Below are 24,280 nucleotides of genomic sequence, written 5' to 3' on the forward strand. Positions count from 1 at the left end.
AGACAGGCGCTGGCGCGCCTTCCTCAACCACCGTGACCCCGGGCGACGGTGGTTGAGGAGGTTGCGCTAGCAACCGTCTCGAAACCACCACGACCAACTCGGCAGTCCCGACCGCAGCCCGGCGTCCCGACGGGTGGTTTCGAGACAGGCGCTAGCGCGCCTTCCTCAACCACCGTGCTCGGCGACGGTGGTTGAGGTGCGACGAGCGCCAGCGAGGAGCCTCGAAACCACCGAGCACGGGGCTCAGCTGGCCTTCTTGGCCGCGGCCTTCTTCTTGACGGTCGTCTTCTTGGCTGGAGCCTTCTTCGACGTCGACTTCTTGGCCGCGGTCTTCTTCTTCGCCGGCGCCTCATCTCCGGACGAGGAGGACGACGAAGACTCGCCCCGGGCGGTCTTGGCGGCGTCGACGGAGCGCTGCAGGGCGGCGAGCAGGTCGACGACCTCGCCGGAGGTCTTGGTCGAGGTCTCGGTGCGCTTGACCTCGCCGCCCTCGATCTTGGTCTTGACCAGGGCCTCGACGGCCTCGGCGTAGTCGTCCTCGAACTCGGCCGGGTCGAAGTCGCCGGCCAGGGTCTCGACCAACATGGTGGCCATCTTGGCCTCGGCCGGCTTCACCTCGCCGGACTCGACGGAGAAGTCGGGCGTGCGGACCTCGTCGGGCCACATCATCGTCTGCAGCACGATGACGTCCCCGTTGTCGGTGGAGCGCACGCGCAGCACGGCCACGGTGGTGCGCTGCCGCAGGGCGACGGTGACGACCGCCATCCGGTCCGCCTCGATCAGGGCCTGGCGCAGCAGCGCGTAGGGCTTCGCGCCGGTCTTCTCGGGCTCCAGGTAGTAGGACTTCTCGAAGAGCATCGGGTCGATCTGGTCGGAGGGCACGAACTTCTCGACCGAGATCTCCCGCGACGACGTCGACGGCAGCTCGGCCATGTCGTCGTCGGTGAGGATGACCATCTCGCCGTCCTCGGTCTCGTAGCCCTTCGCGATGTCGGCGTACGCGACCTCCTCGCCGTCGAGCGAGCAGACCCGCTGGTACCTGATCCGCCCGCCGTCCTTGGCATGCACCTGCCGGAACGAGACGTCGTGGGACTCGGTGGCGGCATACAGCTTCACGGGCACGCTCACGAGCCCGAACGAGACGGCGCCCTTCCAGATTGCACGCATGACATCAGTATGACCGGCGAACGCGACGCCATTCATCGAGCGCGTCGGTCCGGGTTCCGACCGGCATGATGTCGTCATGCGCCCGATGCTCGCCACCCGCACGGACCACGTGCCGACCGGCGACGCCTGGACGCACGAGGTCAAGTGGGACGGCGTGCGTGCGCTGACCGACGTCGGGACGGGCGGGCTGCGGATGACCAGCCGCAACGAGAACGCGATCACGATCGCCTGGCCCGAGCTCGCCACCAGTCCGCTCGGCGAGCGCGACCTGCTGGTCGACGGCGAGATCATCGCGCTCAACGACCGGGGCCTGCCCGACTTCCGCACGCTCCAGGAGCGCATGCACGTGCGCCGGGCGACGACCGCGGCCCGCCTCGCCGAGAGGGTGCCGGCGATCTACATGGTCTTCGACCTGCTCCGCCTCGACGGCCGCGACCTGACCGGGGAGCCGCAGGAGGTGCGCCGTGGCCTGCTCGAGGGGCTCGGCGTCGACGGCTCCTGGCAGGTCCCGGCGGCGTACGACGACGGCGCGATGCTCGTCGAGGCGACTCGGCAGCAGGGCCTCGAGGGCGTGGTCAGCAAGCGCCGGACCTCGACGTACCGACCCGGCGAGCGCACCCCACACTGGCTCAAGCTCGCCCACCGGCATCGGCTGTCGTACGTCGTGGGCGGCTGGCGTCCCCAGGAGGGCACGACCGACCGGCTGGCCGCCCTGCTCGTGGGGGAGCAGACGCCCGACGGGCTGGTCTACCGTGGCCGCGTGGGCAGCGGGATCGGGCCGAGACAGAGCAGGGTCCTCGCCGAGCTGGTCGCCGGGATCGGCCGCGGCGACAGCCCGTTCGCCGACGAGGTGCCCCCGGTCGACGCGCAGGGCACGCACTGGCTGGAGCCAATCCTCGTCGTCGACATCGACACCCACGGTCGTGGGTACGACCGGTTGCGGCAGCCCTCCTTCCAGGGCGTCCGCACCGACCTGACCCCCGAGGATCTGGGAGGGGACCCGTGATCCGGCTCCTGCTCGCCCTGGCGCTCACCGTCTCGGCGCTCCTGGTGCCGGCACCGGCGCACCCAGAGCCCACGCACGTGCGCCTCGACGGCGTCGACGTCCGCCTCCCGGAGGGCAGCCGCCAGGTCGTCACCGTCAACCACACCGCCGGCTACCGCGCGCGGATCACCTTCTGGGCGCTCACGGGCGACGGCTGGGCGGCCCGGATGCGGGCTACCGACGGCCGGATCGGGTACGGCGGGCTGGTGGTCGGCCACCGCCGGCGCCAGAACACCGGCACCACGCCGACGGGCACCTACGCCCTGCCGTGGGCCTTCGGCATGCACGAGCGCGACGACGCGTGGAAGCTTCGCTACCGCCAGGTCCGGCGCGGTGACTTCTGGGTGCAGGACAACGCGTCGGCGTACTACAACCGCTTCCGCAACCAGCGCCAGGGCGGCTTCCGCTGGTGGCTGCCAGGCAGCGATCCGAACGCCTCGGAGCGGCTCACCGACTACCGCCGTCAGTACGAGTGGTCGATCGTGATCGGCTTCAACGCCGGACAGGTGCGCCACCGCGGCTCCGGGATCTTCCTGCACGTCAACGGCCGCGGTGCCACGGCGGGATGCGTCAGCGCGCCGCGCCCGTTCGTCGCCCGCCTGATGCGCCGGCTCGACCCCGACCACCGCCCCGTGATCGCGATCGGCCGCTGATGCCGGCCGAGAAGCAGGAGGTCCGCGTCCAGGTCGACGGCCGGACCCTCACGATCAGCAACCTCCACAAGGTGCTCTACCCGCGCACCGGCTACACCAAGGGCGAGGTGCTCAACTACTACGCCCAGGTCTCGCCGGTGCTGCTGCCGCACCTGCGCGACCGGTGCGTCACCCGGATCCGTTGGCCGCACGGCGTCCAGGAGGCGAGCTTCTTCGAGAAGAACACCCCCGCCGGCACGCCCTCGTGGGTGCGGACGGCGAAGGTTCCCACGACCGGGTCCCGCGCCCGGTCCTCGAGTGACACGCTCGTCTTCCCGATCGTCGACGACCTCGCCACGCTCACCTGGCTGGTCAACCTCGCCGCGCTCGAGCTGCACGTGCACCAGTGGACGGTCGGGAGGAACGGCCGCCCCCGCAACGCCGACCGCCTCGTCATCGACCTCGACCCCGGCGAGCCCGCCGGCCTGCACGAGTGCTGCCGGGTCGCGCTGCTGGTGCGCGACAAGCTCGCCGAGCGGGACCTGACCGCCAAGCCGGTCACCAGCGGCAGCAAGGGCCTGCACCTGTACGCCGACCTGCCCGGCCGGCTGCCCTCTGACGAGTCCACGGCACTCGCGAGGGAGGTCGCCGAGGAGCTCCAGGGCGAACACCCGACGCTGGTCACGGCCACCATGACGAAGGCCCGGCGTACCGGGAAGGTCTTCCTCGACTGGTCCCAGAACGCCGGCTCGAAGACCACGATCTCGCCGTACTCGCTGCGCGGCCGCGAGCGGCCCACGGTCGCCACGCCGGTCGGCTGGCACGAGATCGAGGAGGGCGCGGAGGATCCGCTGGGCCTGGAGCAGTTCACGCCCGAGCAGGTGCTCGAACGGGTCGCCGAGCACGGTGACCTGTTCGGCGCGAGCGGGTGAGTCACAGCAGTCACTTCATTACCACTGGCATCAGGAGTTCACCAGCGCCGGAAGCCCTCTGTTACCAAACAGTGGGTACCGCGTGGAGCCGGTGTTGCCGAGCCGTGGACCCCGCCCTCCTAGCGTGAGGACATCACCGAACGCCGCATCTGGGGGAGCTCATGACCATCGCGACCGCCGCGCCGACTCGCACCGCGGGCAGGCAGCTGCGACGGTTCGTGCTTCCGGTGGTCGTGGTGGTGGGGGTCGGGCTGCTCGCGACGATCACCGGCGTGCCGTGGACCGGAGAGAGCCAGGCCGCGACCGGCATCCGGCTGCAGGCCGACCCGGGTCAGGGCGCCACGCTCACGATCACCGAGCTCGAGCCGGGGAGCTCGGTGACCAAGGTCGTGACCATCCGCAACTCCGGCACCTCCGACTCGCGGCTCTCCTTCGAGGAGAACGCCGAGCCCTCGGCCTTCGCGGGCGGCGAGCTCCGCCTGGAGATCGAGCAGGACGGCCGGATCGTCTACGACGGCCCGTTCGGGGGGATGAACGACGTCACGCAGGACGTCGGCAACCTGGCGCCGGGTGGTTCCAGCAAGTTCACGTTCACGGTGTCGCTGCCCGACTCGGCGCCGTTCGCGAACCAGGGCGACCCCGCGGTCGCCGCCTACACGTGGGTGATCACCGACACCTCGACCGGCTGATGACCGACGGCGATGGCCGACAGATGACTAACAACTGAAGAGCTGGGACCGATCAGGCCAGAGGGCCGCAATCGGTCTCCGGGATGAGGGTGGCCGAGCGCGCATCGGGGGGAGCGCACCCGGCCGCCATCAGACCAACCAAGGGCGGTCGTGCGGCGCATCTGGGGGGAGCGCCGCCCGTCGCTCTGAAGGGATCAGACCTGCTGGTTCGGCCGCTGCTTTGGGGGAAGCGCCGGGCCGGCAGGTCGTCCCCATCACCCCCACGAGTTCTCGGAAAGCACCACGATGGAGATCGACACCGCTCCCCGCCCCCCGGCACCGACGCCGTGGGGCCGGTTGGCGTTGTTCGTCGTGCTCCTCGGGCCGGTGACGCTGCTGGTGCTGCTCCCCATCGGATTGGGCCTGGATCGCTACGTGGTGACCGGCAGCTCTATGGACGGCGACCGCGACGGCGGGATCTCCCGCGGCTCGCTGGCCTTCGAGCGGGTCGTCCCCGTGAGCGACCTGCGGGTCGGCGACGTGATCACTTATCAGCCGCCCGGTGCTGCCGATGAGGACGACATGGTGACCCATCGGATCGTGGCGATCGGCGCGGCCGGCGTGGTCACCCGCGGTGACGCGATGCCGACGGCCGACCCGTGGACGCTGCGCCCCGGCCAGCCGACCATGTCCCGGGTCGCGTTCGTGATCCCGTGGATCGGCTGGGCCTACCTCTTCGTGCTCCACCCGCAGGGCTGGGTGCTGACCCTCGCCTCCGCGGCGGTCCTGCTCGCGCTCACCGCGCACCGGCTGCGGCGACGTACACCGACGCTGCGGCCCCCGGCCTCCGGGGCCGCGGCGGAGACCGCCGCCCAGACCGCTGCCCAGACCGCTGCCCAGGCGGCCGCCCAGACGGCGGTGGCTCGTTCCGGGGCCGTGTCCGAAAGCGGTCAACGGTGAGTAGCGAGGTCGGCTGGGACCACCGTGGCCCTATGCTCGCTCCCATGGCGCACCGGGTCCTGGTCGTGGAGGATGAGGAGGACATCGCGTTCCCGCTCGTCCGCACCCTGGAACGCGAGGGATACGACGTCGAGTGGGTGGAGAGCGGCCAGAAGGCCCTCGACGCGCTCTCGACGACCCCTGAGCTCGTGATCCTCGACCTGGGCCTCCCGGACATCGACGGCCTCGAGGTGTGCCGCCGGGCCCGGGAGGCCGACTACCAGGGGGCGATCATCATCGTCACCGCCCGGGCGGGCGAGCTCGACCGGGTGGTCGGCCTCGACTACGGGGCCGACGACTACCTGGCCAAGCCCTTCGGGCTCGCCGAGCTGCAGGCGCGGGTCCGCGCCCTGCTGCGCCGTACCTCCTCCGCGAACGGCAGCGACGCCGGCGACCCCGACGGGTTGCGCATCGACATCGATGCCCGGCGGGTCTACGCCGGCACCGAGGAGGTCCCGCTCACCGGCAAGGAGTTCGAGGTGCTGAGCATCCTCGCCGCGAACCGGGACAAGGTCGTCTCCCGCGGTCAGCTGATGGCCGACGTGTGGGACGAGAACTGGTACGGCTCGACCAAGACGCTCGACGTCACGATCGGTCGGCTGCGCCAGAAGCTCGAGAGCGTGGGGGTGACGGATCGGGTCGTGGCCGTCCGGGGCGTGGGTTTCCGCCTCGAGGGCGGCTCGGGCGATGCGTGAACGCCTCACAGCTGCGTTCATCATCCTGACGATCGCGCTGCTCATCGGCGCCGGTCTGGTCCGCACCTATGTGCTGCGCGACCTGATCCGCGAGGAGACCGCCGGCCAGCTCGACCGGGAGGCGGAGCTCGTCGCCACGGTCGTCTCCGGCCGGGAGGCGTCCGGCGACCCCGTCGACGCGACGTTCCTCCAGACCCTCGTCGGCCCCGAGGCGCGGCTGGTGCTCACCTCCGGCGACGGCTCGGAGATCGTGGTCACCGGCGACGACTACCGCGGCGACCGTGACTCGGCCGACGACATCGCGGCGACCGCCGAGGTCGACGGCGGTCACGGCGCCCAGGTCACCGTCAGCGAGTCGCCGTCGGTGACCCGCGACCTCATCGGCCGCGACGTCGGCTCGGTCGCGGCGCTCTTCCTGCTGATCGCGATCGCCGCCGGACTGGCGGGCCTGATCGTGGCCGGGGTGCTCTCCGCGCCGTTCCAGAAGCTGGCGGTCGCGGCGGGTGCGCTGGGCCGGGGCCGCTTCGACCTCGACCTGCCGAAGACCCGGATCCCCGAGGCCCGGGCGATCGCCAACGCGCTCCGCTCGAGCGCGCTGGCCCTGGAGGACCGCGTGCACCGCGAGCGGGCCTTCGCCGAGCACGCCTCGCACGTGCTGCGCACCCCGCTCACCGGCATCCGGCTCGAGCTCGAGGACCTCTCGCTGCGCGGCGACCTGCCCGACGACGCCCGCGACTCCGTGGTCCGCTGCCTCGCCCGGGTCGAGGAGGTCTCGGCGGTCGCGAGCGAGCTCGTCGAGATCACCCGCCGCGGCAGCCTCGTGGTGGGCGCCGAGGTGTCGCTGTCCGACCTCTCGACGCAGCTCGCGCAGCGCTGGGCGGACCGCCTCGCGTCCCGCGGCCGGGCGCTGACCGCCGCGGTCGAGGGCGACCTGGCCCTGACCTACACGCCGGGGCCTGTCGAGCACGCCACCGACCTGCTGCTCGCCGACGTCGTACGCCGCGGCACCGGCGCCGTGCGGATCGTGTTCCACGGCGAGCCCGGGGGACACCTGCGCATCCACGTGCTGTGCGCCGGCAGGACCCCCGAGGTCGACCTCGGCGGCGAGACCGTGGACTGGGTCAGCCAGGTCCGGGTCGTCGTGGAGGCGCTCGGCGGCCGGGTCACCGGCGACCACCCGGCCGACGGCATCGAGGTGCTGCTCCCTCGTCGTTGAGTGGGGACCGCGGTGGGGGACCGGCTCGACGGAGACGCAAGAATGGCGCCATGAGCACCCGTCCGGTGGAGACCTGGCTGACCGACATGGACGGCGTGCTCGTCCACGAGGACGTGCCGATCCCCGGGGCGCAGGAGTTCATCGAGGCGCTGAAGGCCTCGGGGAGCGCGTTCCTGGTGCTGACCAACAACTCGATCTTCACCCCGCGCGACCTGCGCGCCCGGCTGCTCGGCAGCGGCATCGACGTGCCGGAGGCGGCGATCTGGACCTCCGCGCTCGCGACCGCGCAGTTCCTCGACGAGCAGCGCCCCCACGGCACGGCGTACGTCGTCGGGGAGGCGGGCCTGACCACGGCGCTGCACGACATCGGCTACGTGATGACCGACCGTGACCCCGACTACGTCGTGCTGGGGGAGACCCGGACCTACTCGTTCGAGGCGATCACCCGCGCGATCCGGTTGGTGGCGGGTGGCGCCCGGTTCATCGCGACCAACCCCGACCCGAGCGGGCCGAGCCAGCACGGGCTGCTGCCCGCGACCGGCTCGGTCGCCGCGCTGATCAGCACGGCGACCGGTCGTACGCCGTACTTCATCGGGAAGCCGAACCCGCTGATGATGCGCAGCGCGCTCAACCGGCTGGCCGCCCACTCCGAGACCACGGTGATGATCGGCGACCGGATGGACACCGACATCATCAGCGGCCTCGAGGCCGGGCTGCGCACCGTGCTGGTGACGACCGGATCCACACGGCCCGAGCAGGTCGAGACCTTTCCCTACCGGCCGACCCGGGTCGTCGACTCCATCGCCGACCTCGTCGACGAGGTCGCGGCCCGACTGTGATCTGCGTCCGACTCAGCCGCGGTTCCACGCGGGGAGTGTGACGAGCGCCACGCGTTCGGTGGCCGACGGGATGTTGCAGTGCGGCGATCGGTGGGTAGCGTCGTTGAGGATTGCACCAAGCACAGCCGGTCCCGGGCACGCCGAGTCCTGCCCGTCCGTGGCACCGGTCCACCAGGTGGGGCACGTCCCGACCGACGAGTGACGCAGTACGGGCAGGAGTGGGGGACCCACTTTCTACGCGGCTTGCCGGCCGCTTGGGGTGAAGCCGCCTGAGGGCGGCCGGGCACCTTCCTCGCCCGAACCCGACAGCTCACCTCACAGGCGTGGGAAGGAACCACGCACATGTCCACACCCCTGTCCGTCGTCCTGCGCGCCTGCACCCATACCGGGGCCAGGGTCCTCGCCAGCGGCGCCCTCGCCATCGGCCTGCTCACCTCCGCGCCGGTCTCCGACGCACACTCGGCCACGGTCGAGAAGAGCGTGCAGCAGGACCAGCCGAAGCAGCGCACCAAGCACGGCAAGAAGAAGCACCGGCCCAAGCCCAGCCGGATCGAGGTCGCGATGCGCACCGCCGTGGCGCAGAAGGGCGACCCCTACGGCTACGGCGCGGCCGGCCCCAACCGCTTCGACTGCTCGGGGCTGACCTTCTACAGCTTCCGCCGGGCCGGCTTCAGCGGCATCCCGCGCACCTCGTCCGCCCAGGCCGGCTTCGCCCGCCACATCCCGCGCTCGGCGATGCGCCGCGGCGACCTGATCTTCTTCACCGGCGGCGGTGGCGTCTACCACGTCGGCGTCTTCGCGGGCTGGTTCCACGGTCGCCGGATGGTGCTGCACGCGCCGTACTCCGGCACGCGGGTGCGCACCGACCCGGTGTGGACCAACTCCTGGTTCGCGGGCACGCTGCGCTTCCGGGCCTGACGGACCCGGACCGCTCGGGCGCTACCGCTCGGCCACGACGGCCGCGGATCCCGTGGCGCCGATCGTCGCGACCTGCGGAGAGCCGGGGACGGTGAGCGGCAGCTCGAGCGGGGCGGTGACGTGCACGGTGACGTGCGACGAGGCCGGGTCGACGTCGACCTCGAAGGCCAGGCCCGGGTAGTCGTCGTACGCCCCCGACCGGGACAGGAAGTCGCGCACCGACCCCCGGACCCGCTCCGCGCTCAGCCGGAGCCGGCCCTGCGGCACGCCGCCGGTGTAGACCTCGGTGCCGGTCGCGGCGAGGTCCGCGGCCCGCAGCGCCGCGCCGTCGGCGACCGTGCTCAGGCCCTGCCGCCGCAGGTACGCCGCGGACACGTCGACCACGGTCGCCACGGCCATCGCCAGCACCAGCGCGAACCCGACGATCAGCAGCGTCGTCTGGCCGGTCTCGTCCGGGCGCCGGTCACGGCGCGGCATCGGCGGCCTCCTGGTACTGCCCGATCGGCAGGTCGTGGGTCGCGTCGAGGGCGAAGCTCGGGGCGCCGCCGCCGAGCAGGTCCGGCAGCAGCGGCAGGTCGACGCTCGACTCGACGACGACCGTGACGACCGACGTGCCGGCGTGGCAGTCGTGCGGGTACGGCGTGCAGGAGACGTGCACCTCGAGCGGCGCTCCGCCGATGCCCTGGTCGCGCAGCGCCTGCCGGGCCGCGGCCTCGGCCCGGGCGCGGCCGACGGCGTCGTCGGGCGCGAGGGCGTAGGCGCGGCCGGCGGCCCGGGCCGCACCGGACACGGCGAAGGCGCCGCGCTGCACCTCGAACACCGAGACCACGATCCAGAGCATCGGGACCAGCAGCAGGAGGCCGAGCCAGCTCAGCTCGACCAGCGCGCTGCCGCGTTCGTCACGGCGCCTCACGGCGGCTGCTCCTCGACCGCGTGGCCGGTCACCTCCAGCGAGACCCCGGGGCCGCCGATGCCGAGGGCGGGCACCACGGCCCGGATGGTGACCTCGACGCCGGGCGCGCCGTCGACGGCCGTCGGCCGCGCGGACACGTCGCGGGCGAACCGGCCCGAGATCGCCCCGTCGATCCGGTCGCGGGCCCGGTCGGCGCCGTCGGCCGGGCCGCGGTCGAGCGTCGCGGCGTACCGCGCGCCCTCGGATGCCGCCGACGCGAGCGTGTTGCGCACCAGCAGCACCAGCGCGACCTGGAGGATGCCGAGGAACATCGGCACCAGGACCACCAGGACGAGCACGAAGTCGACGACGGCCGACCCGCGCTCGCCGCGCCGCCGGACCGGCACTACCGCACCTTGGCGAGCGCCGAGCTGACCATGTCCTGCAGGGCCGGGCCGGCGATCGCCGTGATGCCGACGACCAGCCCTGCGGTCATCACCGTGATCATCACCCACCCCGGCACGTCGCCGCGCTCGTCGCGCTCGCGTGGGGAGAGCCGGGCCACCAGGGCCAGGAGCAGGTCGTTCATCGGGTTCCTCCTTGTGGGACGTCAGGGGGTGGTCAGCGACAGCCCGACCACCCCGGGCCAGAACGCGAAGATCACGGTCACCGGCAGCACCAGGAAGACGACGGGCACCATCATCAGCACCTCGCGCCGGGCGGCCGACTCGATCAGCTCGCGGCGGCCGGCCTCGCGGACGTCGGCGGCCTGGGCGTGCAGCACATCGGCGAGTGGGGTGCCGCGCTCGACGGCGACCGCGACGCCCTGGGCGAAGCGCGAGACGACCGGCAGCCCGCTGCGCGCGGCGAGCCCGTCGAAGGCCGCCGCGACCGGCTCGCCGGTGCGCACGGCGGCCAGCACCCGGCCCAGCTCGCGGGACAGCTCGCCGCCGCTGCGGCGTACGACGCGGTCGAGCGCCATCACCGGGCTCTCGCCGGCGGCGACCGCGAGGGCCAACAGCTCGGCGAGGGCCGGGAACTCGGCGAGCATTCGCCGCTCGCGGCTGCGCACCTGGCCGGTCAGGTGGCTGTCGCGGGCGAGCACCCCCGCCACGAACGCGATCGCGCACGCGACCACCCACAGCAGCAGGTTGCCGGGGTCGGTGAGGGTGCGCAGCAGCGCGAGGGCCGCCGTCGCCGCGAAGGCGACCAGCCCCCACACGACCTGCTCGACCCGGAACTCGTGCACCGACCGGTCGATGCCGGCCCGGGCCAGCCGGCGCTCGACGGAGGCGGCACCGCCGAGCACCCGCTCGACCGCGTCGGCCGCCGAGCGCAGGGGCGGGCCGAAGACGCCGACCGCGGCCGGCACGGGCGTGGGTCCGGGCCGGTCGCCGGCCCGGTCGCCGGCGCCGTCGAGCGAGGGCAGGTCGCGGAGGTAGGGCAGCACCCGGTGCGCGAGCTGCGGGCGCCGGATGGCGCGGACCCGGACCGCGACGAGCAGCAGCCCGCCGGCGGCGCTCGCGCCGAGCAGGGCTCCCCACCAGGCCGGTGTCACGACAGGATCCGTCGCTCGACGGGCAGCCGGCCGATCCGCATCATCAGCCGGTAGGCCACCAGGCAGACGCCGGCGCCCACCACGAGGACCACCACGCCGACCGGCGACGCGTAGCGCCGGATCACGTCGTGCTGGAGCGACATCAGCAGCAGCACCAGCCACGGCGACGCGACGGCCAGCCGGGCGCCGTTGACCGTCCAGGCCTGGCGCGACTCCATCTCGGAGCGGGTGCGCAGGTCCTCGCGCAGGTACGTCGAGAGGTTGCGCAGCAGCCGGCCGAGCTCGCCGCCGCCGACCTCGCGCGCGACCCGGAGGCCCTCGACGACACGGTCGCCGACGGGATCGGCGAGCCGCTCCTTGAGCCGGTCGAGCGACTCCCCGAACCGGCCGGTCACCTGGTAGTCGAGCGCGAACTGGTCGAAGGCGGCCCGCAGCGGCACCGGGCCGCGCACCGCCAGCCCGGCCAGGGCGTCGGGCAGCGACATGCCCGCGCGCACGGCCGACGTCAGGTTGTCGACGGCCTCCGGCCAGACCTCGGCGAGCTCGCGCTGGCGCCGCCGGGCGCGGCCGGACACCACGGCGACCGGCAGGCAGCCGCCCATCGCGCCGAAGGCGAGCGCCACCGGCGGCGTGCCGGAGACGACCTGCATCACCAGGGTCGTGCCCACCCCGCACGCGGCGCAGAGCAGCACGAACCCGGTCGCCGACACCTGGCCGAGCCCGGCGCGCGCCAGCAGGTCGGTGGTCCGCCGGGCGCGGGGCGCGGTGGGGCCGCGCCGCGGCAGGAAGAACGCACTCCAGGCCAGCAGCAGGCCGATGCCCACCCCGAGGCCGACGAGCGCGCCCATCAGGACGCGCCGGCCAGGATCCGGTGCAGGTCGATGCCGGCCCGCTCGTACCGCTCCAGATGGGGAGGCAGCCCGCCGGTACGCCGCAGCTCGCCGCCGCGGCGCTCGAAGACCGTCTCGGTCTCGATCACGTGCTGCTCCACCCGGCCCGGCACCCCGACGATCTCGTCGACCCGGCGTACGCCGCGCTCGTCGACGCCCAGGTGCACGACCAGGTCGACGGACGCGGCGACGGTGGGCACCACGAACCGGGCCGAGATGTTCTCGCCGGCCAGCAGCGGCAAGGTGCACATCTTGACCAGCGCCTCGCGGGCGCTGTTGGCGTGGATCGTGCACATGCCCGGCAGCCCGGCGTTGAGCGCGAGCAGCAGGTCGAGGCACTCCTCGGCCCGGACCTCGCCGACGATGATCCGGCTCGGCCGCATCCGCAGGCTCTCCTTGACCAGGTCGCGCAGCCGGATCTCCCCGGTGCCCTCCAGGCCGGACTGCCGGGTCTGCAGGGCGACCCAGTCGGGGTGGGGGAAGCGCAGCTCGAACACCTCCTCGGCCGACACCACCCGGTCGCCGCCGGGGATCGCGGCCGCCAGGCAGTTGAGCATGGTCGTCTTGCCGGCCTGCGTTCCTCCGGTGGTGATGATGTTGAGGCCGGCGCGCACCGACGCCTCGAGGAACGTCGCCGCGGTGGGGGTCAGGCTGCCCAGCTCGACCAGCTCGCCGAGCCGGCCGGCGCGGACCACGAACTTGCGGATGTTGACCGCCGAGAAGCCCCGGCTGATGCCCTCGAGCACGACGTGCAGCCGGTGCCCCTCCGGGAGCATGGCGTCGACGAACGGGCTGCTGAGGTCGATGCGGCGCCCGCTCGACTTCAGCATCCGCTCGATCAGCTCCTCCACCTGGGCCCGGGTGAGCACGAGCGTGGTCAGCTCGTGGCGCCCGTTGCGGGCGATGAAGACCCGGCTCGGGTCGTTGATCCACACCTCCTCGACCGTCGGGTCGTCGAGGAACGGCTGGAGCGGACCGAAGCCCGACACCCGCGCGACCAGCTCGCCGACCATGGCGCCGACGTCGGGCACCGCGGCGACGACGCCGGTGAGGCTGCGCTCGTCGTGGTCGCGGACCACGCCCTCGGCGATCCGGCGCACCAGCAGCGGGTCGTGCTGCGGATCCACTCCCTCGCGGCGGACCAGCTCGCGCACCTGCAGGTCGAGCCGCTCGACGAGCTCGCCGTGGGCGCCCGGCGTACGGCGCGCGGCCGGTTGGGTCAGTGACATCAGGTCCCCCGAGTCGGATCCTTGCCGCCAGTCTCTCCGCCGAGCGGGTCTCCGAAACAGGCCCGGTCCCGCGGCCTGTGGACAACCGCGACCGTCACCGGTCTCCCGCAACTCGCCGGCGACTCTCGCGGTCGTTGCCCACGGAGCGCCCGGAACCGGTAGCGTCCTCCCAGCCCGTCCGTCGACGATCGAGGGGTGCCATGTTCTTGGGAATCCGACAGTCAGTGCTCGCCGCGCTGGCCGTCGTGGTCGTGGCGACCACACTGTGGCTGACGCCTGCGCAGGCGAAGGCGCCGGAGGCGAGGTATGCCGACACGGCGTTCTCGGCCACCAACCAGCAACGCACCGACCGCAGCCTGACCCGCCTGCGCAAGCAGGCCTGCCTGACCGGCTTCGCCGAGCGCTGGGCGCGCAGCATGGCCCGCAAGGGCGAGCTCGTGCACCAGTCGCTGAAGCCGATGCTGCGGCGCTGCGACCTGACGATGGTCGGCGAGAACATCGCGGTCGGCTACCCGAGCGGCAAGGCCGTGGTCAACCGCGGCTGGATGCACTCGAGCGGCCACCGGGCGAACATCCTGCGCCGGCAGTTCCGGCTGATGGGCATCGGGGCGTACCGCGACGACGACGGCCGCTGGTGGGTCTCGCAGGTGTTCGGACGCGGCTGACGACCCGCGCGGGTTAGGTTCCCTGCGTGGGCGCAGGTGCGGCAGGGCAGCCGCGGCCGACGATCGTGGTCGTCGACGACGCGGCGGAGGTGCGCGCGCTGGTGCGCGCTCGGCTGCGGTCGTCGGGACTCCTCGACGTGGTCGCCGAGGCGGGCGACGGCGCCGAGGCGGTCGAGGTGGTACGCCGCCTGCAGCCGGCGCTGGTGCTGCTGGACGTGTCGATGCCGGTGGTGGACGGCCTCGAGGCGCTCCCGAGGGTGCTGGAGGCGGCGCCGGGCACCACGGTCGTGATGTACAGCGGCTTCCAGGAGGAGGGGCTCGCGCACCGCGCGGCCGAGCTGGGCGCGGCGGCGTTCTTCGAGAAGCTCACCTCGCTCGACACGCTCGCGGGCGACCTGGTCGACGTGCTCGATGCCGGCGGGTCGACGCCCGCCGTCCCGCCCCGGGCCGCGCCGCTCGGCCGGGCCGACGAGGCCGAGCACCGGGTGCTGAGCGAGCACCTCGAGCGCTTCCGCGAGGTGTTCGAGGACGCCGCCATCGGGATGGCGACGGTGACCCTCGCCGGGCACATCGTCCGCGCCAACCACTCCCTGGGCGCGATCCTCGAGCGCCCCGTGGACGATCTGGTCGGCTCGTCGTACGCCGCGTTCGTGGGCCCGGCCGCCGACACCCTCCAGCGCCTGCTCGACGGCATCCTCGACGGCTCGGTCGAGTCGGGGCAGGTCGAGCACGAGGTCGCGGGCGCGACCCCGCCGCGGCGCGTGGTGGCGACGCTGGCGCCGGTGCTCGACGGCGGCGGGCGGCCGCTCTACCTCTTCGCCCAGGTGCAGGACGTGACCGGCCAGCGCGGCGCGGAGGAGGAGCTGCGGCGCAGCGAGATCCGGTTCCGGCTGCTCGTCGACAACGTCGAGGACTACGCGATCTTCATGCTCTCCCCGGAGGGCCGGGTCGAGAGCTGGAACTCCGGAGCCCAGCGCATCAACGGGTACGCCGCGCACGAGATCGTCGGCCGCCACTTCCGGACCTTCTACCCGCCGGAGGTCCAGCAGGCCCGGCACCCCGAGCACGAGCTGGAGCTGGCGCTGCGCGACGGGCACTACGAGGAGGAGGGCTGGCGGATCCGCAAGGACGGCAGCCGCTTCTGGGCCACGGTCGTCATCACCACCGTGCGCGACTCGGACGGCGTGCATGTGGGCTTCGCCAAGGTCGTGCGCGACATCACCGAGCGCCGCAGCCTGCTCCAGGAGCGGGAGGAGGCGGCGGCCGCGCTGGCCGCGGCCAACGAGCGGCTCCAGCAGGCGGCCGACGACCAGGCGCACTTCCTCGCGGTGACCGCCCACGAGCTGCGCACGCCCGTCGGTGTCCTCGGCGGCACCGCGGACCTGCTGGCCGAGCACTGGGACGAGCTCGACGCGGCGGAGCGGGCGGAGCTGCTCGCCGGCATGAGCGCCAGCTCGGCGCGGCTGCGGCGGCTGCTCGACGACCTGCTGACGGCGTCGCGGCTGCAGTCGAGCCGGCTCGAGCTGCGCATGGGCGAGGTCGACGTCGCGCCGATCGTGGTCGCCGCCGCGGCGACCGCCCAGCGCGGCAGCCCCGACCGGGCGCTCGACGTCGAGGCCGAGCCCGGGCTGCTGGTCGTGGGCGACGCCGGTCGGTTGGCCCAGGTCGTCGACAACCTGATCACCAACGCGCTCGTGCACGGCGTGCCGCCCGTACGGGTCGCCGCCCGTCTCGACGGGGACGACGTGCTGGTGACCGTGCAGGACGCGGGGACCGGCGTACCGCCGGAGATGCGCGAGCGGCTGTTCGAGCGGTTCGCGACCGGTCGGTCGGCCGGCGGCACGGGCCTGGGCCTCTACATCGTGCGCCAGCTCGCCCGGGAGCACGGGGGCGAGGCGTCGTACCGGCCACCCGAGCTCGGCGAGCCGGGCGCCTTCGTGGTCCGGCTGCCCCGGGCCCCCGACGACGCGCGGTGACGCTCGGCAGCGGTCCGGATCCGGCGGATTCGCTAGGCTTCGAACCGTGCCGATCCGCGTCCTCCTGGTGGACGACGTCGTTGAGGTACGCCGACTGGTCCGCACCTCGCTCCGTTTCCGGGGCGGGTTCGAGGTCGTGGGTGAGGCGGGAGACGGTGCAGAAGCCGTCGACCTCGCCGCGCAGTTGCGTCCCGACGTCGTCGTTCTCGATCTGGGCCTGCCCGACATCGCCGGGCAGGAGGTGCTCAGCCGCATCCGCGCCGACGCGCCGGCGACCAAGGTCGTGGTCTTCTCCGGCCTCGAAGGCGTGGACCGGTCCTGGATCGACGCGAACGCCGCGGGCTTCGCGCTCAAGGACGTCGACCTCGGCTACCTGCTCCAGCTGCTCGAGGAGGTCGGCCGGTCGATCCGCGAAGAGGCCGTGCTGGATCTCCCCGACGAGCTGAGCAGCGTGGCGATCGCGCGCCGGTTCGTCCGCGAGAAGCTCGACGAGTGGGGCATCGAGACCTCGGTCGACGACGCGATGCTCGTGGTCAGCGAGCTGGCCGCGAACGCGCTCACCCACGCCGAGTCGTCCTACCGGGTCCGCCTGGCGACGGCCGGCCCGGCGCTGCGGATCGAGGTCGAGGACGACGGCGCTGGCACGCCCGAGCCGAAGCCGCTCACCGAGACCGAGGAACACGGACGCGGCCTGCACCTGGTCGGCGCGGTCGCCGTCTCCTGGGGCATGGAGGCGGGTGTCGCCGGCGGCAAGCGGGTCTGGGCGGAGCTGCCGATCGCCGTCGGCGCCGGTGAGTGAGGCGGGCGAGTAGGCCCGGAGGCCGCGCGCCACGTAACCTTGCTGCTTGTGGCAGGACCGGACTTCGACGCAGAGATCAAGCAGCTCCAGGCGACCCTGAGCTCCATCGAGAAGGTGCTCGACCTCGACGCCATGCGCGAGGAGATCGCCGCCCTCGGCGAGCAGGTCGCCGCGCCGGACCTGTGGGACGACCAGGCCAACGCCACCCGGGTCACCGGACGCCTCTCCGCGCTCCAGGGTGAGCTCGAGCGGTTCACCGGACTCCACAGCCGCGTCGAGGACCTCGGCGTACTCGTCGAGCTGGCCGAGGAGGAGGGCGACGCCGACTCGCTGGCCGAGGCCGAGACCGAGCTGGGCCGGCTGACGAAGTCGGTCGAGGCGCTCGAGGTCCGCACCCTGCTCTCGGGCGAGTACGACGAGCGCGAGGCGCTGATCACGATCCGCTCCGGCGCCGGCGGCGTCGACGCCGCGGACTTCGCCGAGATGCTGCTGCGGATGTACACGCGCTGGGCGGAGCAGCACAAGTACCCGGTCGAGGTCTTCGACACGTCGTACGCCGAGGAGGCCGGCCTGAAGTCGGCGACCTTCGCCGTGCACGCGCCGTACGCCTACGGCACCCTGTCGGTCGAGGGCGGCACCCACCGGCTGGTGCGGATCAGCCCCTTCGACAACCAGGGCCGCCGGCAGACGTCGTTCGCGGCCGTCGAGGTGGTGCCGGTGCTCGAGCAGACCGACGACATCGACATCCCCGACGAGGAGGTCCGCGTCGACGTGTACCGGTCCTCCGGACCGGGCGGCCAGTCGGTCAACACCACCGACTCCGCGGTCCGGCTGACGCACATCCCGACCGGCACCGTGGTCAGCTGCCAGAACGAGAAGTCGCAGCTGCAGAACAAGGCCTCGGCGATGGTCATCCTCAAGGCCAAGCTGCTCGCGCTGAAGAAGGCCGAGGAGCGGGCCCAGCTCGACGCGCTGCGCGGCGACGCCACCAGCTCGTGGGGCGACCAGATGCGCAACTACGTGCTGAACCCCTACCAGATGGTCAAGGACCTGCGCACCGGCTACGAGGTCGGCAACCCGCAGTCGGTCTTCGACGGCGACATCGACGGCTTCATCGAGGCCGGCATCCGGTGGCGCCGCGAGGCCGAGAAGGCCGACGCCAACTGACCGCCCCGGCTGCCCGGGCGCGGCTGCGCCTCCCGCTCCTGCTCGGCTGCGGGGTCGCGCTCGGCGTCCTCTCCGCGCAGGGCGCGGACCTGCCGGGAGCGCTGCGGGCGCTGCCCGACCTCGGCACACCGTGGCTGGTGCTGGCCTTCGTGGCCGGTCGCGGCGCCCGCGACGTACGCCATGCGGGGCTGACCGCGATCGCCGCCGTCGAGGCCGGCCTGGTCACCTACTACGTCTGGCAGGCGACGCTCGGCGCCGGCGGCTCGATGCTGAGCGACTACGGCGCGCCCGTGTGGCTCGTCGGCGGGGCGCTGCTCGGCGGGATCCTCGGCGGCGCGGGCTGGCTGGGGGAGCACAGCGAGTCCTCGACGACGCGGGTGCTGGCCTGGGGCCTGCTCGCCGGCGTTCCGATCGCCGAGATCCCGCACGCCCGCGCGAGCGGCGTCGACTACCGCGACCTCGTCGTCGCCGGCCTGGTCGCGACCTCGCTGGTGCTCGTCGCCTGGGCCACGGCGCGCGGGCGGGTCTCGCCGAGCGTGCTGGTGCCGGTGGCGACCGGTCTCGGCCTGCTCGGGTACGGCGTCCACGAGGCGCTGCTCGCCTTCCGCTGACGGGTGGTTTCGAGGGTCAGGCCTGGCGGCCTTCGCACCTCAACCACCGCTGCTCCCGGTGGTTGAGGCGCGAGGCGCGCCAGCGCCGAGCCTCGAAACCTCCGAGCGTCTGTCCTAGTTTGGCGGCATGAGGCGCGACCACTGGAAGCGGCGCAACGACCGGCTGGACCCGGAGACCGACTTCGTCGAGATCTACCGGAACGTCGTCAGCCACGAGTTCCCCTGGGACATGAACCAGGCGCTCAGCTTCGCGCTGTTCCGCACCTACGCCGTGCCGGGCATCGGCCGCCTCCTCGACGAGACCGGAGAGTTCACCGGCCGCGTGCAGAAGCGGTACGACGACACCGCGCTGCTGCTCGAACCGCCCACCCGCCTCGGGTTCGAGCACCCCGAGGCCCGGGCCGCGATCCGCCGGATCAACGCGATGCACCGCGCCTACGACATCCCCGACCACGAGTTCCGCTACGTGCTGAGCACGTTCGTGGTGGTCCCGAAGCGCTGGATGGACGACTACGGCAAGCGCCGGTTCACCGCCCACGAGGTCGAGGCGAGCGTCCGCTACTACCGGACGCTCGGCCGGCACATGGGCATCAAGGACCTCCCTGCGACCTACGCCGGCTTCGAGGAGCTCATGGACGCCTACGAGGCGGAGCACTTCGCCTACGACGAGGGGGGCCGCCGGGTCGCCGACGCGACGCTCGACCTGATGCGGACCTTCTACGCCCGGCCGCTGCGGCGCCCCGCCGGGCTCTTCGCGCGGGCGCTGATGGACCAGCCGCTGCGCGAGGCGTTCCGGTACGCCGCGCCGCCGGCGGTCGTCCAGCGGCTCAGCCGGGCCGCGCTCCGGGGGCGGGGGCTGCTGCTGCGGGCCTATCCCGCCCGCCGTGAGCCGAAGCGGATCGAGGACGTCGCGTGGATCCGCAGCTACCCGGACGGGTACGAGATCGACCGGCTCGGGACCTTCCCGGTGCCGGGTCGCAACGGTTGCCCGGTGCACCACGCCGCACCCGAACCGGCCGCCGGCGAGGCCGGCTGAGCGAGGCCGAGCCAGGGCCGGGGGTCAGACCAGCGCGGCCTCGCGCACCGCGTCGCACCAGTCGGCCGCGCGGTCGAGCCGGGTCAGGATGCCCGGCGTCTGGAGCGAGCACGACAGCCACGCGTCGCCGTACAGCGCCTGGGTGCGGGTGACGGTGTCGTCGTCGCTGATGCACTGCACGGTGACGGCGGCGGCGGCGCCTGGCGCGCGCACCTTCTTGTGCTCGCAGCCGGCCCCGGCCTTCTTCACCAGGGTCGCGCCCTCGTCGGCCGAGACGGGTGCGGCGAACAGCCAGGCCGTCACCGTGGTGCCGTCCTTCGCGGTCCAGGCGCAGCCGAACTCGGCGCCCGCGGCGTGCACCCCGCCCCGCACGTCGGCATCTTCGCCGGGCGCCCAGGCCTCGTCGTAGATGGCCGCGCCGTACAGCGCGGTCCGGATCGCCGGCTTCGGGATCTGCGCGCAGAAGTCGGTGCGGGCACTGCTCGGGGCGGCGGTCTCGGACGGGCTGGTCGACGCCGTCGGCGAGTCGGTGGCCCCGGCCGAGTCGGAGGCGGTGGTCGTGGGCTCGTCAGTGTCGTCCCCGCAGCCGGACAGGCCGAGCAGCGCCGCCATCAGCACGGCTGCGGGAAGAGCACGGGAACGGGAGAGCATGCGGACCAACCTACGCTGCCCGTCCAGCCTGGAGGACGGCCGCACACCAGCGGTCGGTGCGCGCCAGGTCGGCGCCCGTCAGCGAGCACGACAGCCAGGCGTCGCCGAAGAGCCCGTGGTAGGTCGTGGTCGCCTCGCCAGCCGCGCGGCAGACGACGGCGAGGGAGTGGGCGCCGAAGCGCTCCGCGTCGGGCACCCGCTCGCAGCCGTCGCCCCGCACCGCGGCCCGGCCCAGCCGGTGCGCCTGCCGGCCGGTCACCGGCGGCGCGAACACCCAGGCCCGGGCGGTGTTCACGTCGGTGGTCCAGGCACAGCCGAACTCGTGCACGACGTCGCGGACGCCGTCGGCCACCCGGGCCCGGTCGCCGTTGCTCCACGTCGTCGCGTCGGTCATGTCGGTCGCGGCGCCGCCCAGCGCCTCCTCGACCTCCTGCGGGCTGACCCGGGCGCAGAAGTCGCCTCTGACCACCGCGACGTCGTCGGTCGCCAGGTCGGCCAGGGCGGTGACGGTCGCGCTGGGCTCGGCCGTCGGCTCGTCGCCGGCCGACGTGCAGCCGGCGAGCACGACCAACGGGATCAGCGCGGCGGCCACGACCCCACGGCGTACGACGGACACGACCGACAACCTAGCCGGCGGCCCGACGCGCCCGTCCGGGCGTCGCGGCGGCCGCTCTCAGGTGCAGCGTCTACGCTCGATTCCCGTGATCCGCTTCGAGAAGGTCGTCAAGGCCTACCCAGGTCAGACCCACTCGGCGCTCGACAACGTCACGGTCGACGTCGAGAAGGGGGAGTTCGTCTTCCTGGTGGGCACGTCGGGCTCCGGCAAGTCGACCTTCCTCCGGCTGGTGCTGCGCGAGGTGCGCCCGACCTCCGGGCGCGTGTACGTCGCCGGCAAGGAGATCAACCGGCTCGCGAGCTGGAAGGTCCCGCGGATGCGCCGGCAGATCGGCACCGTCTTCCAGGACTTCCGGCTGCTCAACAACAAGACCGTCTCCGAGAACGTCGCGTTCGCGCTCCAGGTGATCGGCCGGTCGCGGTCGGAGATCAACCGGGTGGTGCCCGAGACGCTCGAGCTGGTCGGCCTCGAGGGCAAGGGCGACCGGATGCCCGACGAGCTCTCGGGTGGCGAGCAGCAGCGGGTGGCGATCGCGCGCGCGTTCGTCAACCGGCCGATGATCCTGATCGCCGACGAGCCGACCGGCAACCTCGACCCCACCACGTCGGTCGGCATCATGAAGCTGCTCGACCGGATCAACCGCACCGGCACCACCGTGCTGATGGCGACGCACGACGCCGGGATCGTCGACCAGATGCGCAAGCGGGTCATCGAGCTCGACAGCGGCCGCCTGGTCCGCGACCAGGCGCAGGGCGTCTACGGATTCCAGCACTGAACGGGCCGCCGGCCCACCCCTCGACTGCCTGACGACCCGAAGGAAAGCCCTCCACCCCATGCAGCTTCGTTACGTCTTCTCCGAGCTCGGCCAGGGCCTGCGCCGGAACCTGTCGATGCACATCGCGGTCATCCTGACCCTCTTCGTGTCGCTGACCCTGGTGGGCCTCGGGGTGCTGCTCAACCAGCAGGCCGACAAGGCCGCCCAGCACTGGGGGAGCCAGCTCCAGATCACGGTCTGGCTGTGCAAGGACAAGGACGACAACCCCGCCTGCACCGGTGAGGTCACCGACGCGCAGAAGGACGCGATCGCCGCCGAGGTCGAGAAGAACCCCGAGGTCGCCGACTACCGCTTCGAGTCCAAGGAGGAGGCCTTCGAGAAGGTCAAGGAGCTCCTCGGGCCGGAGAAGTTCGACGGTCCCAACCCGGCCGCGACCGCCGACGACATGCCGCAGTCGGTGTGGATCACGCTCAAGGACCCCGAGCAGTACCAAGGCATCACCAGCGCGGTTGTGGGGCTCGACGGGGTCTCCGGCATCCGTGACATGCGCGACGTGCTCAAGCCGATCTACGGCTCGATCAACGCGCTGCAGTGGGCCGCGCTGGCGACCGCGGCGTTCCTGGTCTTCGCGGCCCTGCTGCTGGTGGGGAACACCATCCGCCTCGCGGCGTTCGCCCGCCGCAAGGAGATCGGCATCATGCGCCTGGTCGGGGCCTCGACGCTCTACATCGCGCTGCCGTTCCTGCTCGAGGCGCTGGTGACCGCGATCATCGGCGTCGCGCTCGCCGGCGGGGCGCTCGCGGCGTTCATGTACTTCGGCATCGACCAGCGTGCGGCGACCGGCCTCGCGTTCATGCCGTGGATCGGGATGCCGGAGTACGTCGTGGCGCTGATGTCGATCGCGATCCTCGGTCCGGTGCTCACCCTGCTCCCGACACTCGTGCTGACACGCAAATACCTCAAAGTGTGATTCCGGCGGGTTACCGTCATCGCGTTCACTTCCCCGAACACGTGAAGGCAGCCCGGTGCGTCTCTTCCCCCGTACCGCCAGCCGACGCCTGGCCGCGGCGACCGCCGTCGCCAGCCTGGCGATCGGCGCCCTCGTCGTCCCCCTCGCGACCGCCGACGACGGCAAGGGCCTCAAGCAGCAGCAGAAGCACGCGCAGTCCCGGGTCAAGGACGCCCAGCACGACCTGAACGAGTCGAGCGGCCGGCTGCGCAAGGCCCAGGCGGCACTGACCAAGGCGCGGACCGAGCTGGCCGGCGCCCGCAGCGAGCTGAAGGTCGCGAACGCCAAGCTCGCCACGGCCCAGGTGCGCGACGACGAGATGCAGCAGCGCCTCGACGCCGCCGAGACCCGCCTGGCCACCGCCCAGCAGAACCTCGCCGACGGCAGGGCGGCCCTCGAGGTCCAGCACCAGGCCGTGACCTCGACCATCACCGACATCTACGAGCAGGGCGACCCGCAGCTGCTGGCCTTCTCGGCGCTGCTCGACGCCAAGACGCCCGCGGACCTGACCCGCCAGATGGAGGCGCGCAACGTCATCGTCGGCCGCGAGACCCGGGCGTACGACGACCTCCACGCCGCCGAGGTGCTCCTGGAGGTCCGTGAGCGTCAGGTCGCGGAGGCCCGCGACGACGTCGAGGTCGAGCGCAAGGCCGCCGCCGAGCACCTGGTGCTGATGGAGGGCCTGCGCACCGAGAAGCGCTCGGCGCGGGACAAGGTGCACTCCCTGGTGGTCACCCGGGCCGAGAGTCGCCAGGCCGCGAAGAAGGCGCGCATCCACGACCTGCGCGCCCTGCGTGCCGCGAAGCAGCGGGAGGCGAAGATCCGGCAGCGGATCCTCGCCGCCGCGCGCCGGTCGCGCACCGGCTACCAGGGGCCCACGAACGGGCTGTTCATCCGGCCGGTGCCGGGATCGGTGACCTCGCCGTACGGCTATCGCTCGCACCCCATCTACCACTACTGGGGCCTGCACGACGGCACCGACTTCGGCGTCTCCTGCGGCGAGGGCATGCGTGCCATCGCCGGCGGCACCGTGATCGCCAAGTACTGGTCCGACGTCTACGGCAACCGGCTCTACCTCTCGCTCGGCAACATCAACGGCGCCAACGTCACCGCCGTCTACAACCACGCCACCGGCTACCGGGTCAACCTCGGCGACCGGGTCGAGCAGGGCGACGTCGTCGGCTACGTCGGCTCCACGGGCTGGTCCACGGGCTGCCACCTGCACTTCACGCTGCTGGTGAACGGCAACGCGGTCAACCCGATGAACTGGCTGCCCTGACGCCGAGTTGGCGCCA

At 72.8% G+C, this 24,280-nt stretch carries 28 protein-coding genes and 1 riboswitch; of the genes, 18 read left to right on the top strand and 10 right to left on the bottom strand.

The features are described from left to right. Positions 1-243: 243 nt before the first annotated feature. Entirely contained in the window at positions 244-1,167 is a 924-nt protein-coding gene (gene ku, locus KM427_RS07375; RefSeq protein WP_215526799.1) for a non-homologous end joining protein Ku, read from the bottom strand. Positions 1,168-1,243: 76 nt separating this feature from the next. Here ku and ligD (KM427_RS07380) point away from each other — a divergent pair, with 76 nt between their 5' ends. The 9 genes from ligD (KM427_RS07380) to KM427_RS07420 all read left to right on the top strand — a co-directional run bounded on the left by ligD (KM427_RS07380) (position 1,244) and on the right by KM427_RS07420 (position 9,111). Then, complete coding sequence (gene ligD / locus KM427_RS07380; protein WP_215526800.1) at positions 1,244-2,173, top strand: non-homologous end-joining DNA ligase; 930 nt, start codon at positions 1,244-1,246, stop codon at positions 2,171-2,173. Further along, positions 2,170-2,865, top strand: a complete 696-nt coding sequence (locus tag KM427_RS07385) for a L,D-transpeptidase family protein (RefSeq protein WP_215526801.1) — start codon at positions 2,170-2,172, stop codon at positions 2,863-2,865. Before ligD (KM427_RS07380) ends, KM427_RS07385 begins: the two co-directional genes overlap by 4 nt. After that, on the top strand, positions 2,865-3,776 hold the full coding sequence (gene ligD / locus KM427_RS07390; RefSeq protein ID WP_215526802.1) for a non-homologous end-joining DNA ligase: 912 nt from the start codon (positions 2,865-2,867) through the stop codon (positions 3,774-3,776). The genes KM427_RS07385 and ligD (KM427_RS07390) overlap by 1 nt, the downstream gene beginning before the upstream one ends. A 161-nt stretch (positions 3,777-3,937) precedes the next feature. After that, a complete protein-coding gene (locus KM427_RS07395) occupies positions 3,938-4,465 on the top strand; it encodes a COG1361 family protein (RefSeq protein WP_183591178.1) in 528 nt (175 codons plus the stop codon). 285 nt (positions 4,466-4,750) lie between these two features. Next, the gene (locus KM427_RS07400; protein ID WP_215526803.1) at positions 4,751-5,404 is read left to right on the top strand and encodes a S24/S26 family peptidase; all 654 of its coding nucleotides are present in this window, start codon (positions 4,751-4,753) and stop codon (positions 5,402-5,404) included. A gap of 44 nt (positions 5,405-5,448) precedes the next feature. Then, the gene (locus KM427_RS07405; RefSeq protein ID WP_246389948.1) at positions 5,449-6,138 is read left to right on the top strand and encodes a response regulator transcription factor; all 690 of its coding nucleotides are present in this window, start codon (positions 5,449-5,451) and stop codon (positions 6,136-6,138) included. After that, entirely contained in the window at positions 6,131-7,354 is a 1,224-nt protein-coding gene (locus tag KM427_RS07410; protein ID WP_183591175.1) for a histidine kinase dimerization/phospho-acceptor domain-containing protein, read from the top strand. Before KM427_RS07405 ends, KM427_RS07410 begins: the two co-directional genes overlap by 8 nt. 50 nt (positions 7,355-7,404) lie before the next feature. Then, entirely contained in the window at positions 7,405-8,193 is a 789-nt protein-coding gene (locus KM427_RS07415) for an HAD-IIA family hydrolase (protein WP_215526804.1), read from the top strand. Positions 8,194-8,385: 192 nt separating this feature from the next. Then, positions 8,386-8,532, top strand: a riboswitch (cyclic di-AMP (ydaO/yuaA leader). A 3-nt stretch (positions 8,533-8,535) separates the two neighbouring features. Beyond that, positions 8,536-9,111, top strand: coding sequence for a C40 family peptidase (locus KM427_RS07420; protein WP_183591173.1), 576 nt, complete (start codon positions 8,536-8,538; stop codon positions 9,109-9,111). 21 nt (positions 9,112-9,132) lie between these two features. Here the strand turns inward: KM427_RS07420 and KM427_RS07425 are convergent, their stop codons facing one another. From KM427_RS07425 to KM427_RS07455, 7 genes are read right to left on the bottom strand one after another with little or no spacing between them, the layout of a single operon-like run. Continuing rightward, positions 9,133-9,588 (bottom strand): pilus assembly protein TadG-related protein, encoded by a 456-nt coding sequence (locus KM427_RS07425; protein ID WP_215526805.1) that lies wholly within the window; start codon positions 9,586-9,588, stop codon positions 9,133-9,135. Then, positions 9,575-10,024: a hypothetical protein gene (locus KM427_RS07430; RefSeq protein ID WP_183591171.1), complete on the bottom strand. Its 450-nt coding sequence runs from the start codon at positions 10,022-10,024 to the stop codon at positions 9,575-9,577. The genes KM427_RS07425 and KM427_RS07430 overlap by 14 nt, the downstream gene beginning before the upstream one ends. Then, positions 10,021-10,410: a TadE family protein gene (locus tag KM427_RS07435; protein ID WP_215526806.1), complete on the bottom strand. Its 390-nt coding sequence runs from the start codon at positions 10,408-10,410 to the stop codon at positions 10,021-10,023. The genes KM427_RS07430 and KM427_RS07435 overlap by 4 nt, the downstream gene beginning before the upstream one ends. Then, positions 10,410-10,592 (bottom strand): hypothetical protein, encoded by a 183-nt coding sequence (locus KM427_RS07440; RefSeq protein ID WP_215526807.1) that lies wholly within the window; start codon positions 10,590-10,592, stop codon positions 10,410-10,412. Before KM427_RS07440 ends, KM427_RS07435 begins: the two co-directional genes overlap by 1 nt. A gap of 21 nt (positions 10,593-10,613) precedes the next feature. After that, positions 10,614-11,561 (bottom strand): type II secretion system F family protein, encoded by a 948-nt coding sequence (locus KM427_RS07445; RefSeq protein WP_215526808.1) that lies wholly within the window; start codon positions 11,559-11,561, stop codon positions 10,614-10,616. Next, positions 11,558-12,409: a type II secretion system F family protein gene (locus tag KM427_RS07450; RefSeq protein WP_215526809.1), complete on the bottom strand. Its 852-nt coding sequence runs from the start codon at positions 12,407-12,409 to the stop codon at positions 11,558-11,560. Before KM427_RS07450 ends, KM427_RS07445 begins: the two co-directional genes overlap by 4 nt. Then, positions 12,409-13,680, bottom strand: coding sequence for a TadA family conjugal transfer-associated ATPase (locus KM427_RS07455; RefSeq protein ID WP_215526810.1), 1,272 nt, complete (start codon positions 13,678-13,680; stop codon positions 12,409-12,411). Before KM427_RS07455 ends, KM427_RS07450 begins: the two co-directional genes overlap by 1 nt. A gap of 200 nt (positions 13,681-13,880) precedes the next feature. Between KM427_RS07455 and KM427_RS07460 the strand changes: the two genes are divergently transcribed. From KM427_RS07460 to KM427_RS07485, 6 genes are all read left to right on the top strand, one after another. Beyond that, positions 13,881-14,345, top strand: a complete 465-nt coding sequence (locus tag KM427_RS07460; RefSeq protein ID WP_215526811.1) for a CAP domain-containing protein — start codon at positions 13,881-13,883, stop codon at positions 14,343-14,345. Positions 14,346-14,371: 26 nt separating this feature from the next. Next, entirely contained in the window at positions 14,372-16,321 is a 1,950-nt protein-coding gene (locus tag KM427_RS07465; RefSeq protein WP_215526812.1) for a PAS domain S-box protein, read from the top strand. 46 nt (positions 16,322-16,367) lie between these two features. Next, positions 16,368-17,120, top strand: a complete 753-nt coding sequence (locus tag KM427_RS07470; RefSeq protein WP_183591070.1) for a response regulator — start codon at positions 16,368-16,370, stop codon at positions 17,118-17,120. Between the two features lie 48 nt (positions 17,121-17,168). Next, positions 17,169-18,287, top strand: a complete 1,119-nt coding sequence (prfB, locus tag KM427_RS07475) for a peptide chain release factor 2 (protein ID WP_183591069.1) — start codon at positions 17,169-17,171, stop codon at positions 18,285-18,287. Then, positions 18,251-18,898: a DUF6518 family protein gene (locus tag KM427_RS07480; protein WP_215526813.1), complete on the top strand. Its 648-nt coding sequence runs from the start codon at positions 18,251-18,253 to the stop codon at positions 18,896-18,898. Before prfB ends, KM427_RS07480 begins: the two co-directional genes overlap by 37 nt. Positions 18,899-19,025: 127 nt before the next feature. After that, on the top strand, positions 19,026-19,934 hold the full coding sequence (locus tag KM427_RS07485) for an oxygenase MpaB family protein (RefSeq protein WP_215526814.1): 909 nt from the start codon (positions 19,026-19,028) through the stop codon (positions 19,932-19,934). Positions 19,935-19,958: 24 nt separating this feature from the next. Here the strand turns inward: KM427_RS07485 and KM427_RS07490 are convergent, their stop codons facing one another. Both KM427_RS07490 and KM427_RS07495 read right to left on the bottom strand, forming a co-directional pair. Further along, positions 19,959-20,585 carry a hypothetical protein gene (locus KM427_RS07490; protein WP_215526815.1) on the bottom strand — a complete coding sequence of 209 codons (627 nt, stop codon included), beginning with the start codon at positions 20,583-20,585 and terminating at the stop codon, positions 19,959-19,961. Positions 20,586-20,595: 10 nt separating this feature from the next. Continuing rightward, positions 20,596-21,201 (bottom strand): hypothetical protein, encoded by a 606-nt coding sequence (locus tag KM427_RS07495; protein WP_215526816.1) that lies wholly within the window; start codon positions 21,199-21,201, stop codon positions 20,596-20,598. 85 nt (positions 21,202-21,286) lie between these two features. Between KM427_RS07495 and ftsE the strand changes: the two genes are divergently transcribed. Genes ftsE through KM427_RS07510 form a run of 3 tightly spaced genes read left to right on the top strand, consistent with a single transcriptional unit; the run spans position 21,287 to position 24,264 of the window. Then, positions 21,287-21,976 carry a cell division ATP-binding protein FtsE gene (gene ftsE, locus KM427_RS07500; protein ID WP_183591064.1) on the top strand — a complete coding sequence of 230 codons (690 nt, stop codon included), beginning with the start codon at positions 21,287-21,289 and terminating at the stop codon, positions 21,974-21,976. Positions 21,977-22,034: 58 nt separating this feature from the next. Beyond that, positions 22,035-22,946 carry a permease-like cell division protein FtsX gene (ftsX, locus tag KM427_RS07505; protein ID WP_183591063.1) on the top strand — a complete coding sequence of 304 codons (912 nt, stop codon included), beginning with the start codon at positions 22,035-22,037 and terminating at the stop codon, positions 22,944-22,946. Positions 22,947-23,001: 55 nt separating this feature from the next. After that, positions 23,002-24,264 (top strand): peptidoglycan DD-metalloendopeptidase family protein, encoded by a 1,263-nt coding sequence (locus KM427_RS07510; protein ID WP_215526817.1) that lies wholly within the window; start codon positions 23,002-23,004, stop codon positions 24,262-24,264. Positions 24,265-24,280 lie beyond the last annotated feature (16 nt).

The organism is Nocardioides sp. LMS-CY, assembly GCF_018732145.1.
GTDB classification, from domain to species: Bacteria; Actinomycetota; Actinomycetes; order Propionibacteriales; family Nocardioidaceae; genus Nocardioides; species Nocardioides soli.

Excerpts from the sequence above, each read along its gene's own strand:
- KM427_RS07485 (WP_215526814.1), top strand. The coding sequence starts at position 19,026 with ATGAGGCGCGACCACTGGAAGCGGCGCAACGACCGGCTGGACCCGGAG.
- KM427_RS07450 (WP_215526809.1), bottom strand. The coding sequence starts at position 12,409 with ATGGGCGCGCTCGTCGGCCTCGGGGTGGGCATCGGCCTGCTGCTGGCC.
- KM427_RS07400 (WP_215526803.1), top strand. The coding sequence starts at position 4,751 with ATGGAGATCGACACCGCTCCCCGCCCCCCGGCACCGACGCCGTGGGGC.
- KM427_RS07395 (WP_183591178.1), top strand. The coding sequence starts at position 3,938 with ATGACCATCGCGACCGCCGCGCCGACTCGCACCGCGGGCAGGCAGCTG.
- KM427_RS07440 (WP_215526807.1), bottom strand. The coding sequence starts at position 10,592 with ATGAACGACCTGCTCCTGGCCCTGGTGGCCCGGCTCTCCCCACGCGAG.
- KM427_RS07425 (WP_215526805.1), bottom strand. The coding sequence starts at position 9,588 with ATGCCGCGCCGTGACCGGCGCCCGGACGAGACCGGCCAGACGACGCTG.
- KM427_RS07420 (WP_183591173.1), top strand. The coding sequence starts at position 8,536 with ATGTCCACACCCCTGTCCGTCGTCCTGCGCGCCTGCACCCATACCGGG.
- KM427_RS07455 (WP_215526810.1), bottom strand. The coding sequence starts at position 13,680 with ATGTCACTGACCCAACCGGCCGCGCGCCGTACGCCGGGCGCCCACGGC.
- ftsX (WP_183591063.1), top strand. The coding sequence starts at position 22,035 with ATGCAGCTTCGTTACGTCTTCTCCGAGCTCGGCCAGGGCCTGCGCCGG.
- KM427_RS07405 (WP_246389948.1), top strand. The coding sequence starts at position 5,449 with ATGGCGCACCGGGTCCTGGTCGTGGAGGATGAGGAGGACATCGCGTTC.
- ligD (WP_215526802.1), top strand. The coding sequence starts at position 2,865 with ATGCCGGCCGAGAAGCAGGAGGTCCGCGTCCAGGTCGACGGCCGGACC.
- KM427_RS07415 (WP_215526804.1), top strand. The coding sequence starts at position 7,405 with ATGAGCACCCGTCCGGTGGAGACCTGGCTGACCGACATGGACGGCGTG.
- KM427_RS07490 (WP_215526815.1), bottom strand. The coding sequence starts at position 20,585 with ATGCTCTCCCGTTCCCGTGCTCTTCCCGCAGCCGTGCTGATGGCGGCG.
- ligD (WP_215526800.1), top strand. The coding sequence starts at position 1,244 with ATGCGCCCGATGCTCGCCACCCGCACGGACCACGTGCCGACCGGCGAC.
- KM427_RS07410 (WP_183591175.1), top strand. The coding sequence starts at position 6,131 with ATGCGTGAACGCCTCACAGCTGCGTTCATCATCCTGACGATCGCGCTG.
- ku (WP_215526799.1), bottom strand. The coding sequence starts at position 1,167 with ATGCGTGCAATCTGGAAGGGCGCCGTCTCGTTCGGGCTCGTGAGCGTG.
- KM427_RS07460 (WP_215526811.1), top strand. The coding sequence starts at position 13,881 with ATGTTCTTGGGAATCCGACAGTCAGTGCTCGCCGCGCTGGCCGTCGTG.